This window comes from Billgrantia tianxiuensis (assembly GCF_009834345.1).
Taxonomy (GTDB): Bacteria; Pseudomonadota; Gammaproteobacteria; order Pseudomonadales; family Halomonadaceae; genus Halomonas; species Halomonas tianxiuensis.
Genome location: NZ_CP035042.1, coordinates 1512264 through 1525306, shown reverse-complemented (window position 1 = coordinate 1525306; position 13043 = coordinate 1512264). Strand labels below are relative to the sequence as shown.

At 63.8% G+C, this 13043-nt stretch carries 7 protein-coding genes, 2 pseudogenes and 1 riboswitch; of the genes and pseudogenes, 5 read left to right on the top strand and 4 right to left on the bottom strand.

Translation table 11 applies throughout. From position 1 onward, the window contains the following. Positions 1-10: 10 nt before the first annotated feature. The 5 genes and pseudogenes from EKK97_RS07140 to EKK97_RS07120 all read left to right on the top strand — a co-directional run bounded on the left by EKK97_RS07140 (position 11) and on the right by EKK97_RS07120 (position 7641). Positions 11-1078: an AsmA family protein gene (locus tag EKK97_RS07140; RefSeq protein ID WP_159550687.1), complete on the top strand. Its 1068-nt coding sequence runs from the start codon at positions 11-13 to the stop codon at positions 1076-1078. A gap of 23 nt (positions 1079-1101) precedes the next feature. Further along, positions 1102-3384, top strand: coding sequence for a translocation/assembly module TamB domain-containing protein (locus EKK97_RS07135; protein WP_159550685.1), 2283 nt, complete (start codon positions 1102-1104; stop codon positions 3382-3384). 52 nt (positions 3385-3436) lie between these two features. Next, positions 3437-3570: riboswitch (TPP riboswitch) on the top strand. Positions 3571-3649: 79 nt separating this feature from the next. Next, positions 3650-4317 (top strand): annotated as a pseudogene (gene tenA / locus EKK97_RS07130) (thiaminase II). Between the two features lie 33 nt (positions 4318-4350). Then, complete coding sequence (thiC, locus tag EKK97_RS07125; protein WP_159550683.1) at positions 4351-6246, top strand: phosphomethylpyrimidine synthase ThiC; 1896 nt, start codon at positions 4351-4353, stop codon at positions 6244-6246. Between the two features lie 120 nt (positions 6247-6366). Then, on the top strand, positions 6367-7641 hold the full coding sequence (locus EKK97_RS07120; RefSeq protein WP_159550681.1) for a PDDEXK family nuclease: 1275 nt from the start codon (positions 6367-6369) through the stop codon (positions 7639-7641). Here the strand turns inward: EKK97_RS07120 and EKK97_RS07115 are convergent. From EKK97_RS07115 to EKK97_RS07100, 4 genes and pseudogenes are all read right to left on the bottom strand, one after another. Further along, positions 7628-8875 (bottom strand): ABC transporter substrate-binding protein, encoded by a 1248-nt coding sequence (locus EKK97_RS07115; protein ID WP_159550679.1) that lies wholly within the window; start codon positions 8873-8875, stop codon positions 7628-7630. The genes EKK97_RS07120 and EKK97_RS07115 overlap by 14 nt on opposite strands. 98 nt (positions 8876-8973) lie before the next feature. Continuing rightward, positions 8974-10340: pseudogene (locus EKK97_RS24405) on the bottom strand (putative bifunctional diguanylate cyclase/phosphodiesterase). A gap of 1096 nt (positions 10341-11436) precedes the next feature. Beyond that, the gene (locus tag EKK97_RS07105) at positions 11437-11823 is read right to left on the bottom strand and encodes an outer membrane beta-barrel protein (protein WP_236551397.1); all 387 of its coding nucleotides are present in this window, start codon (positions 11821-11823) and stop codon (positions 11437-11439) included. Positions 11824-12036: 213 nt separating this feature from the next. After that, on the bottom strand, positions 12037-12966 hold the full coding sequence (locus EKK97_RS07100; protein WP_159550677.1) for an EamA family transporter: 930 nt from the start codon (positions 12964-12966) through the stop codon (positions 12037-12039). Between the last annotated feature and the right edge of the window lie 77 nt (positions 12967-13043).

Genomic DNA, 13043 nt, shown 5'->3' with positions numbered 1-13043 from the left:
TACGCCATCCATGATCCTGCCCAGGCCGCTCAAGGCGCTGACTTGGCTCGTGCTGTTTCTGGCACTGCTCTACGCGCTCTATCTCGCCACCGCCAATGCCCTGCTCGCCAGCGCCTGGGGCCGCGATCAGCTCGAGCGTTCGCCGCGTCTCTCGCTCGAGTGGGAGCGTGCCTGGACGCTCTTTCCCGGCCACCTCGAGGTCACCCAACTGCACCTGACCGGCCGCACCGCCGAGCGGCGCTTCACGCTGGCGGCCGAACGCGCCAGCCTGCGTTTCGCTCTCACTCCCCTGCTCGACCATGAAGTCAGCATCCATACCTTGGAAGCCGAGGGCATCCGCCAGGCCGGCCTCGACGCCTACCGCTTGCAGGGCAGCGGCACCCTGGAGCTGGCCGGCGTTCATTGGCGCGCCGGCGAGATCGGCGCCGAGCGCGCCTCGCTGCAGTTGGACGAGGGCACGGTGTTGCATGACGACACCGCACTGGTGGAATGCGTAACGCTTGACGCCGACCTGCGCCTGGCACCGCTGAGGCTGGCCGAGCACCCCGGCGGCGAGGCGACACGCTTCGTCTCCGGCACCCTCACGCTGGCCGGACGCAGCGACGCCTATGACGTCTTCAACCCCTACCTTGCGGCGCTGGGCTGGCTCGAGATCGACGGGCGCGGCGATCTCACCGGCGACATCGCCATCGAGCGCGGCGAGGTCCAACCGGGTAGCCGTCTGCGCCTGGATTCCCCTCGCCTGAGCGTGCAGCTCGATGAGCGCCACTGGCTGGAAGCGGGGGCGCTCTACCGCATCGACGGCTCCGGTGCCGTCGAGGTCGAGGTGGCACAGAGCGCGCGCCTGGCCCTCGAACTCGATGACATCCAGATGGTCGAGGCGACACCGGAACCCTCTCCTGCTGCCTCGGCTCGCCCCCTGCTCGGCGGCGAAGGGTTCCGGCTGGCGCTGGAGACCCCTGAGCTGCGCCTGCATGCCCCGCCGGACGAACTGCTGCGCGCCGAACTGAACTGGCGCAACGCCGAGGCATACGACATCGCCGCCTTCCAGCGTTATCTGCCACCCCCGTACCGTTGACGCTGGAAGGGGGCACGGCCAGGTTGCAAGGCGGACTCAGCTACGACGCCGAGCACCTCACCGGCGGCTTCGATCTCGCCGGAGAGGCCATCTCGGTGCGCCTCGGGGAGCAGCCGCTGACCGGCCGGCTGGGCCTGCAGCTGCCCATCGCCGAACTCGACGTCGAAGGTGGCGCGGTGGACGTTTCCGGTACCCGCTTCGACCTGGAAGCCGCCGCCCCTGGCGAGGCGCAGCCGCTCACCACATCGCTTGCGCTGCCCGTCGCCCGCTTTCACTCGCCGTTGGCCTGGCGCGAATTGGATGATGACGCCCTGCTCGATGGCGAAACCCCATGGCAAGCGGAACTGGAACTACGCGGCCATGTCGCCAATCTCGGCGTGCTCGACCCCTTCCTCACCGACCTGTTCAATGGGCGCGGTCTTGCCCTGCAGGGCGGCGGCCGACTCGATGGCACGCTCCAGGTGCGCGATGGCCAGCCGCTGCCGGGCAGCCGGCTCGACGTCCACTCCGAAGCGCTGGGAGCCCGCTTTCTCGGCTTTCACGCCCGCGGCGACGGCCGCGCGCATCTCGTGCTCAGGCCCGGCGAGCCCGACCCCGAGGCAAGCATGGAGCTCGTCTTCGGTGAAGTGGACCTCACCCGCCTCAGCGATGGTCACCGACTGTTCCAGGCCGAGCACCTCGCGCTTGCCGCCACCGCTCGGGCGAGCCCACAGGCCACACCCCCCGCCACCGCAGAGATCGAATGGCGCGGCGCGCGCATCCCCGACGTCAGCGTGCTCGATGCCTATCTGCCGCCAACGGCACTGCTACGGCTGCACGGCGGCCGGGCCGCCAGCGATGGGGAGCTCGTGATCGCCGGGGAGCGTGCCCAGGGGCGGGCTACCCTGACGGGGGATGCCATTCGTGGCCGCCTGCTGCAGGAAGCGTTCGACGGCGAGTTGGACGTGAGCCTCGTGCTGCGCGACCTTCACCCCGCCCGCCAGCACCTCGATCTCTCCGGCAGCCGCCTGACCCTGAACGCCGCGACGAACGGCGGCGAGCCCCTGCGTACCCAGTTGGCGGTTCGCCAGGCGAGGCTCCAGGGCGGCTTCGACTGGCCCGCCAGCGAAGCGCCACGCCGGCCGCTATCCGGCACGCTGCGGCTGGACGGCCTGCTCGACCGGCTCGGCTTTCTCAACGCCTTTCTGCCCGACGAGCACGGCCTGGCCATTCAGGGCGGCGGGCGCCTGAGCGCCGACCTGCACTTCGCCGACGGCGAAGCCATGCCCGGCAGCCAGCTGCGCGTTCACTCCGAGCGGCTCGGCGCCCGCTTCCTGCACTACGAGGCCTTCGGCGACGGCTCGCTGATCGTGACGGTCAACGACCCCGGCGCCGAGTTCAGCCTGTCGCTGCCCCGCTTCGGCCTGCGCCGTCAGGCGGGCGAAGGCGCACTGATCGAGGGCCGGCTGCTGAACATTCACAGCCGGGCACGCCATTTCGATCTGCCCGAAGGGCTGCGCGAACTAAGTACGCGCATCGATCTTCCCCACCTGGCGGCAGCGGATCTCGCCGCGCTCAACGCCTACCTGCCCCAGGGCGGCGCCATCGAGCTGCTGGGCGGCCAGGCACGTCTCGCCACCCATCTGCAGCTCGAAGGCATGCGCGCCAGCGGCCGGCTGACGCTACATGCACCGGATGCCCGGCTCGCCCTGCACGAGCAGACCCTCGAGGGCGCTCTGCACCTGGAGACCCGGCTTGCCGACGGCGACCTGGAGAGTCTCGACTTCGACGTCTCCGGCTCGCGGCTCAGTCTCGACGGCGTGCGCCTGGCGGACGCCGGCGGCAGCCTCAGCCACGGCTGGTGGGCGCGGCTCGAGCTGCCCGAGGGGCGCATGCGCTGGGAGCGGCCGCTGGAACTCGACGCCCAACTGGAACTGGCCATGCGCGACAGCGGCCTGCTGGTCAATCTGCTCGTCGATGCCGCCCGCGAGCAACGCTGGTTGCGCGAACGCCTCACCCTCGGCGAGGTACGCGGAGAGGCACGGGTCATGCTGAACGACGACACCGTACGGCTGGAGAACCTCGCCGTGCAGGCCGGCACACGCCTGGAACTGCTCGCCAATCTAGCCCTGCGCGACTCGCAGCTGGCCGGCCGCGCCTTTGCCCGCTACGGGCCCCTGCGGCTGGGCATCGAGCTGGATGGCGAACGCCGCCGCTGGCAGCTACGCAATGCCCGATCGTGGTACGCCAGCGGCCAACCCGCCAGCGAGCTGACATTGCCCGATAGCGGGACCTGGTTCGAACGGCTGGAGGTGCAGGCCGAATGAGCCAAGTGGCCCGTATGGCTGGAAACCGGCCGCCGACCTGCTAGACTGGCCACAACGCTTGACGGGGTGCCGGTGGAACCGGCTGAGATCGCCATACGACATGTCTGCTTCAGACGCGTCGTCACGGCGGGGCCCGTTGAACCTGATCCGGCTCGTACCGGCGTAGGAATCAAGCGGTGGCCAGGGCGCCAGTCCCCCCTTCTCAGCCCTGACCCACTCTTCTCCCCTTCGCCCCGCTCCGGATCCGTTCACACCCGGAGGCAAGATGGGCTATCGCTTCACCGACCTGACCCGCGCCTGCCACGACGAATGGCGCGCCTACATCGAGCACGACTTCGTCCGCGGCCTGGGCACCGGCACCCTCCCGAAGACGCCTTTCGCCACTATCTGCAGCAGGACTACCTGTTTCTGATCCACTTCGCCCGAGCCTACGCGCTGGCCGCCTACAAGAGCCGCACCCTGGCCGATCTGCGCCAGGCCCACGAGGGGCTCAAGGCCATCGTCGACGTGGAACTGGGCCTGCACGTGGGTTACTGCCGCGAGTGGGGCATCACTGAGTCGCAACTGGCCGCGCTACCCGAGGCGCGGGCCACCATGGCCTATACCCGCTACGTGCTGGATACCGGTAACCGTGGCGACCTGCTAGATCTGCATGTGGCACTTGCCCCTTGCCTAGTGGGCTACGGCGAGATCGCCAACTGGCTGAACGCCCAAGACTCCACCGTACGCGGCGACGCCAATCCCTATGAGGCCTGGATCGCCATGTACGAGAGCGAGGAGTTCCAGGCCGCCATGCGCGCCGAGCTCGAATGGCTCGACACCCGACTGGCCGATGTCACCCCGGCACGCTTCGACGAGCTCGTCGAGGTTTTCCGCGACGCCACACGGCTCGAGATCGATTTCTGGCAGATGGGGCTCGACCGCAGCCTCTGACTCACCGACAACAATGCACCAAGGATCCCTACCATGAGCAAGACCGCCCACTTCCTCGCCGAGACCGCCAAGGTCGACGAGGCCGCCATCCAGCCGCTGCCCGGCTCGCGCAAGGTCTACGTCGAGGGCTCGCGGCCCGACATCCGCGTGCCCTTCCGCGAGATCTCGCTGTCGCCGACCAAGACCTCCGGCATGGGCCCGGATGAGCAGAACCCGCCGCTGCTGGTCTACGACACTTCCGGCCCCTACACCGACCCGGCGGCCGAAATCGACCTGCGCCGCGGCCTGCCCGAGCTGCGCCGCGCCTGGATCGACGAGCGCGGCGACACCGAGTTCCTCGACGGCCCCACCAGCGAGTACGGCAAGCGCCGCGCCAACGACCCGACCCTGGCCCAGTTGCGCTTCGACCTGACCCGCACGCCGCGCCGCGCCAAGCCCGGGAAGAACGTCACCCAACTGCACTACGCCCGCCAGGGCATCATTACGCCGGAGATGGAGTTCATCGCCATCCGCGAGAACCAGCGCCGCCAGGCCTTGGGCACCGCCGAGGTGGAGCGCATCCTCGGCCATCAGCATGCGGGCCAGGGTTTCGGCGCCAGGCTACCCGAAGAGATCACGCCGGAGTTTGTGCGCGCCGAGGTAGCCGCCGGCCGGGCCATCATCCCTTGCAACATCAACCACCCCGAGTCCGAGCCGATGATCATCGGCCGCAACTTTCTGGTGAAGATCAACGGCAACCTGGGCAACTCGGCGGTGACCTCCTCCATCGAGGAGGAAGTCGACAAGATGACCTGGGGCATCCGCTGGGGGGCGGACACCATCATGGACCTCTCCACCGGCCAGAACATCCACGAGACCCGCGAGTGGATCATCCGCAACTCGCCGGTGCCGATCGGCACGGTGCCGATCTACCAGGCCCTGGAGAAGGTCAACGGCGTGGCCGAGAATCTTACCTGGGAGGTGTTCCGCGACACCCTGATCGAGCAGGCCGAGCAGGGCGTGGACTACTTCACCATCCACGCCGGGGTGCTGCTGCGCTACGTGCCGCTGACCGCCAAGCGCGTCACCGGCATCGTCTCCCGTGGTGGCTCGATCATGGCCAAGTGGTGCCTGTTCCACCACCAGGAGAGCTTCCTCTACACCCACTTCGAGGAGATCTGCCAGATCTGCAAGCAGTACGACGTGGCCTTCTCGCTGGGCGACGGCCTGCGTCCCGGCTCGGTGGCCGACGCCAACGACGAGGCGCAGATGGCCGAGCTCAAGACCCTCGGCGAGCTGACCCGCATCGCCTGGAAGCACGACGTGCAGGTGATGATCGAAGGCCCCGGCCACGTGCCCATGCACCTGGTCAAGGAGAACATGGACAAGCAGCTGGAGTACTGCGACGAGGCGCCCTTCTATACCCTCGGCCCGCTGGTCACCGACATCGCCCCGGGCTATGACCACATCACCTCCGGCATCGGCGCGGCGATGATCGGCTGGTTCGGCTGCGCTATGCTGTGCTACGTCACCCCCAAGGAGCATCTCGGCCTGCCCAACAAGGATGACGTCAAGACCGGCATCATCACCTACAAGATCGCCGCTCATGCGGCAGACCTGGCCAAGGGCCATCCGGCCGCCCAGCGCCGCGACAACGCCCTGTCCAAAGCGCGCTTCGAGTTCCGCTGGGAGGACCAGTTCAACCTCGGCCTGGACCCGGACACTGCCCGCGAGTACCACGACGAGACCCTGCCCAAGGACTCCGCCAAGGTGGCCCACTTCTGCTCCATGTGCGGCCCCAAGTTCTGCTCCATGAAGATCACCCAGGAAGTGCGCGACTACGCCGCCGAGCACGGCCTCACCGGCGACGCCGATGCGGTGATGAAGGGCATGGAGGAGCAGGCGGAGAAGTTCCGCCAGCAGGGCGCGGAACTCTACAAGGAGGTGTGATTGTCCTTCGCCTGACACACGCCGGCCCAAGTGGCCGGCGTGTTTTTTTGCCGTCGCAGGCGACAGCACGGAGCGCTCGGATGTAGCCTGTAGGGAGATGGAGACCAGGGGAGCGAGTCCATGCCACATCTGCACGTCGCGCTGGTAACAGAGCGCCCCGAGGCAAGCCTGATCCCGATACTGCAATTGCGTCCACAGCGAATCGTATTGATACCATGCCACTCATCGCCACAGGCGACCGAACGGCTGGTGATCCTGTTGCGCCATGAGCTGCCCAGGGATACCAGGATCGAGGCATATCCCAGCCTTCCCTCGGACGAGCCGCGACGTTGCGCCGAATACGCCGATGCCTTGGCCGATACCCTCTACCGCCAGCAGTTCGATACTCCTTCCCTCACAGTCACCCTGGACGTAGGCGGATGCCGTACGCTCATTGCCCTGCTGTTCCAGCAGGCACTGCAACGCTGCGCCGCCGATCTGCTGTATGCCGACGTCAAGGCCGGGGCTATCTACCGCCTGTCACATGACGATCCCGGCTCGGCTCCCGAGGTCATGGCCATCGAACCGGTACTCGACATCGATCGTTACCTGCAGGCCAATGGCCGCAAGCGCGTCAGGGCGCTGTCCGACAGCATGGAGTGGCGTTCGTCTTGCATGCAGCGTAGATCCCTGACGCGCCACTTGGCCCAGCACGCCGACCGGCTCGCCTCCCTGCTCGGCGAGCTGCACGATATGGTGCATGGTGATGGCGGCGTGCTGGAGAACCCTGACCCGCATGCGTCTCCCCGGCTACGGACCGGCGCTGAACACCAGCGACTCCATGTCGCCCCCCGTTTTCCCGCCACCGATGCCTTGACGGCGCTGAGCGAGGCCGGTCTGCTCGAATGGGACAACCAGGCCCCCTGCAGCCTCTCCATTACCTCGCTGGAAGGCGCTCATTACCTGGGCGGCGGCTGGCTGACGGAATATGCCTGGCTCAGCGCTCAGGAAGCCCGGCTCTCTCAAGTGTGTAGTGGTGCCCATCTCCTCGATCTGAACGTCGATCGCAACGACAGGCCGGTAGTGCCCAGTTGCCTGGCGGTGGAGCGCAATCAACTGCTGTTCATCGAATGCCTGATCGCCCGCCCCGGGGCGGAGGACTGCCTGGAACAGGGCCTGAAACGCCTGCATGGGATGCTCAATCACTCAGCGGGACTCAACGCCACTCGGGTTCTGCTTGCCTGTGGGGAGTTCGACAAAGCCAGCCAGCGGCTTACCGAACTGCAGCGCATACAAGGTATGCATGTGGCAGTGGTGGAGGGTGAGGAGCTCAAGCACCTTCCCGCCCTGCTGGCGAACTGGAAGGATAACGGCAGCTGGCCTGAGGCCGTGCCGATGCCCCTCAACCCTCGCTGATCACTTGATACATGCGCTGCTGGGCACTTTGGCTGGAAATACTCTCGTCATCGAAGAACTCGGCCAGGATTCCTATCCAGGCAGCCACTTGATGCGATGGCATCGCCCGCGAGTGCACCTCGGTTCGATATTTTTCCTTGATCAGCTCCTGCAACCCCCGCTGCCCACAGCTATCGAGTTCGCCAGGGTCGACATCGAGTCGCGTCGGCAGGGCTCCCTTGAGACGACTGAATGCAATCTGGTTGTCGGGCTCGAAGACCATACGGGCGAACTCCTGTTGCGCCTGGGTTTCGCCCTCCCGAGCCGTCAGAGGAAAGGCAAACGCATCGAGCACCATGAAGTAGGCGATCGAGGTCCCCGGGGTGAAGGTGCAACCGAAATCCCGATCGGCGCGATAACCCAACAACGTGAGCTCGCCCTTGACCCAATCGCCCATGAACTGCATGCCGGCTTCACCGCGTCCAATCGCTGCGGCAGCATCGGCCCAGGATTTTCCTTCGCGCGCTGCCGGCGGAGGAGCATAGCGAGAGATACGGCGCAACAGATCGAGGGCATCCAGCATTTCCTCGTCGAGCACAGCCTCCGCCTCGCCATTGAAGACCCTCTCGTAACCGTCAGATCCCATGGCGTAATACATGATGCCGTGGAAAAGCAGTGCGATTTCCCAAGGCTCTGCCCCGATGGCGATAGGCTGGTAGCCCGCCGCTTCGATACGCTCGGCAGCCGTGAGGATTTCCTCCCAGCTCTCGGGCACCTCGAGACCCACCTCATCGAAGATCGCCTGACTGGTCCAAAGCCAGTTCTCGACATGAATATTGGAAGGGGCGAAATACACTTTTCCCTCGTGGCTGATCCGCTCGAGCACGAAGTTGGGCAGTCGCTCGTGCCAGCCCTGCTCCCGGGCGACCGGCTCGATATCCTGAACGACGCCGAAATCGCGCAACTCCCTGGAGCTGGCAGCAACATTCCACTGCATGACGGCCGGCGGATAACCGTGGGCAATGCGATCGCTGACGACTCTCTTCAGGGCCGCCTCGTTCTCGGCAGCCAGGTCCACCCAGCGGTTACCCGCTCCAATCCAAGCCTGCCGGTAGACATCGAGCGCCGCCGCTTCGCTCCTGGACGTCCAGTAATGCACGATATCGACAGTGTGGCCAGCAGCGGGATCGTCACCGTGAACGTCGGCAAACGTCACGGCTGCAGCCAGACATAGACCTTTCAATAGCCGCTTCATGGAGTTTCCTTCTTGTTCTAGGCTCTGCCGAAAACCGTCTGCGTTACATAGTGTTCGGGCAATCACGTTTTCAACGCGATCCGGAAGCTACCGTCTGGTTATCCACCGCTGCTGCGGCACGCTTCTCTTCCTGTTTTCCGATTCCAGCCTGCACCGGGCGACTTGAGCCAATGCTCCCTGACGTCATTGCCCGACATCGGTTTGGCGAACAAGTATCCTTGTCCTATTTCACACCCCATCTCCAGCAGGTATTCCCGCTGGGCTTCGGTTTCAATCCCCTCGGCAACGCAGCGCTTGCCCAGATTGCGCGACAGATCGAGCATGGCCCGTATGATCTGTTCCGAGCGGTCGTCCAAGCCGATATCGGCAATGAAGCCGCGATCGATCTTCAACTCATCGAAGGGGAAGTCACGCAAGTGAAGGAGCGAGGCGAAGCCGGTTCCGAAATCGTCCAGGGCAATGGAGACACCGTGCTCGCGGAAACGGGTCATCGTTGCACGCATGAGATCGGCATAGCGGTTGAGAAAGACGTCCTCCGTCACTTCGACAGAAATGTCGCACCAGTCGAGCCCATGCTCATGGATGGCCGAAGCCAACATGTCAAAGCCGTTGTCGTTGATGAGCAATGCCTCTGGGAGGTTGATGGCCACGGGCCCAGGCAAGAGCCCTGCTTTTTTCCAGGCCTGGAGATCGCGGCAAACTCCCCTTGCTACCGCACGGGTCATTTCGCCAATGAGCCGGGATCCTCCATCAACGGCAAAAAAGCGCCTGGGGCAAGCAACCCGAGAGAGGGATGCTGCCAACGAACCAGCGCCTCGAAGCCCAAATGGCGACCTGTATCCAGACAAACCTTGGGTTGGTAATGAACGACGAACTCGTCGCGATCGGCAGCGCAGGCAAGCGCTGCGGACAGCTCGCTTTGCTCCAATTGTGAAGCGAGGGCATCCTTGTCGAAGATGACGGCTCTGTTTCTTTCCGACTTGGCCGCATAAAGCGCCAAGTCCGCCACACGGATCAGGCCGGTTTCATCCGTGGCGTGATAGGGCACCATGGCACCGCCCACGCTGGCCGATATCCGCAACGTATTGCCTTCGAATACAAACTCCCTCGCGATCATGCTGGCTACGCGCTCGGCAATGGCGTTGAGCTTCGTTTCGTCATCCAGCCCCGGCAGGAGGATGGCAAACTCATCGCCTCCTATGCGGGCAATGACATCATCGCGTCGAAAGACGCTTCGGAACGCACGCGACACATGGAGAAGCGTGGCATCACCAGCCGGGTGACCAAAGCTATCGTTGATTGCCTTGAAGTGATCAAGATCGACCAGAAGCAGGGAAAATCCCTTGCCATCTGTGTTGAAGCCTCGAAACAGGGTACGCAGTGCCGAATTGAAGAACGAGCGATTCCTCAGCGCCGTGAGCGAGTCCGTCTGGGCGAGGTGGGTGAGCTCATGTTCGTAGCTCATCTTCCGGCGGTGTTCGCTTCGTAACCTCCGTAATAGTGGGTAAAACAGGAAGGTACTCGCCAGGATCAGCACCGCTGCGAGCATCAGCAGAAAGGCCGTGCTGATTGACTTGGCATTACCGATACTGGAGACGCTGCGATCATGAGCATGTTGAATGAGGTCGTTGAAATGGCGCATCAACTGGCCATCGGTCGTAGTGGCAAAGTCGATGGGGCCCCAGAAAGCGTATCGTCGCCTGCGATCTTCGTGGCTGGAATCGATGATTCTCTCGGCACGGGAAAGAAATTCCTCGAGCCGCCAATGAAGCTCGAGAAAGATGTCTTTTCTATCCTCTCCTCGAGAATTGATGCGTTCGAGAAGGTTCTTGTCGAGCTTCTTCTGGTCACGTTCCAGCAGCGTCATGGTGGAACGAATATCACCAATAGCTTCGCGAACTTCCTCCAGCATTGGGCTGATGATGTATTCCGGGATGCTAGGGTCCGCCGATGCTCGCATGACGGCCCTGGTCTGGTTGGCGAGCTGCTGGAAGCGAATGAACTGATGACCGGAAAGGAAGCTGATCTCCTGCTGTATCGCATGCCGTTCGAGTGCCACCCTGACCGTCAAGTACGTTGCGCCGATGAGCAACGTCATGATAATGGCGGCACCGATATAGTATCGGCCAATGGAGCGTATATAATTTTCTATCGAGGAACCTGATCCTGCTTCAGGTGTCGTACTTTCAGGCATAATTAACCATTCTTTAGAGTGGAATTTCTATTTTTTATCCCCACTTCGTCCTGAGGCAGGGCGATTCCATTTTCCAACTCTGGTCTTCTATGGCCTGTCCCGTGCCTGAAGTTCCTCCGACTACCTGCGGGCTATGTCATATCGCCTGACCCAGCCTCAGCCCGCTTCAGGCAATAATCGCAATTCTCATACCTATATACCAGCAGAGGCTTCGTTTATTGGATACCGTATAGCGACAAGCAAATACTCATTAAACTTTACCATCGAGCAGGAAAACCCAGGATATGGTTGCCCTATCGCCATGAAAGAATTTGCCCCCGGCCAAGGCCTGGGGGCAACGATTCTTTGGTCTAGCAAGTGAAGTCACTCAGAAACGATAGCGCACGCCAACGCTGGCAGCATCGAAGGTATAATCCGACTTATCCAGATAACGCATATAATCGGCACCGATCGCCAGGTTAGGCGCCACGTCGAATTCGGCACCGCCACCGTAGGAGAAGCCGCTTTCACGATCAATGTCGAAATCCACCTCGGTGAAGCCCGCCAGGCCATACAGGCGGAACTCCTGCGAAACCGGCAGAATCCCCTTGGCGTAGGCACCGACGAGGTACTCCAGATCGACCGCCCCATCGGAACCACCGGTGCCAAGGTGAGCCTCGGCGGCGAGATAGTCGTTGAACTTCATCCCGCCGTTGAGACGCAGCCCCACGGAATCGGCCGAAGGGCCCCGGTCGGGATCGAGCTCCCAGAACATGGCGTCGGCACCGACATAGGCCTGGGGTACATGGGCATCTGATACTGCTGGGCCTGGGCCGAGGAAGCGAAGGCGGTGGCCATCAACACAGCAGCGGGTACGGCTAGCAGTTTCATATCGCACCTCCATTAAGAAACAGTGTTTCCATACATCGCTAACAAGTCTGGTACAGAGTCCGAATGTCTGCAAGACGAATCTACGTTCGGCACAGGCTCAACGTGGCGATAGGCTCAGCACGACGATGCCGCCCAGCACGATCGCGCCACCGATCAGTTGCGTCCCCGAAAGCATCTGCCCCAGTACGAGATAGCCCAGCAACAACGAGGCCACTGGCTCGACATTCATCACCGGCGCATTGCGCGCCATCTCCAGCCGCGGCACGCTGATGAACAGCACTGAGAAAGCCACGCTATAGAGCAGCGCCAGCGCTGCCAGCGCCCCCCACCCCGTACCGCTAGCCGGCAGCGCCATGCCGCCCGGCACCAGGTGCAGAGCCCCGGCAACGACCATCACTACCAGAACGGTGAGCATGGTCAACAGGCTGCGCAGGGTACTGCCCACCTCGCCCAGGTGGTGCTCGGTGATCCACAGGGCGCCGGAGAAAGCCGCCGCCGCTCCCAGCCCGAAAGCCACGCCGGGCAGCCAGTCAGGCCCGAGGGACTCGGGCGAAGCCAGCCAGGCGGGTACGTCTAGCACCACCACCAGCCCGACCAGGATCGCCGCCATGATCAGCGCGGCGCGCAGCGTCGGGCGCGGACCTCCCAGCGCCCAGGTCAATAGCGCCAGTTGGATGGGAAAGGTATTCATCAACAGCAGCGCGACCACCACCGGAATGCGCGCCACCGCCGAATAGAGGCAAAGGCTCTGGATCGCGACCATCAGTCCTGCCAACAGCTGCCAGCGGCCCGCGCCGGCCGGAAAGGCGAAGCGCTTGCGCTGCAGCAGAAACAGCACTGCCAGCACGCTGAGAGCCACGGCGGAGCGCACCAGCACGGCGAGCAGCAGCCCGGTGCCCTCGTCGAACGCCAGGCGGGCCGCGACATGATTACCGGCGAACAGGGTGGCAACGGAGGCCAACAGCAATACGGCGAAGTGGCGCGGCAGCAGCGATGCACTACCAAGCACCGCAGTGTCAGTCGTCATGGCGATATCCAGCGGAGTAAAAGACCATCAGCATGCCAGCATTTTCGATAGACGGCTAATAAAGTGCGCGCTTGACC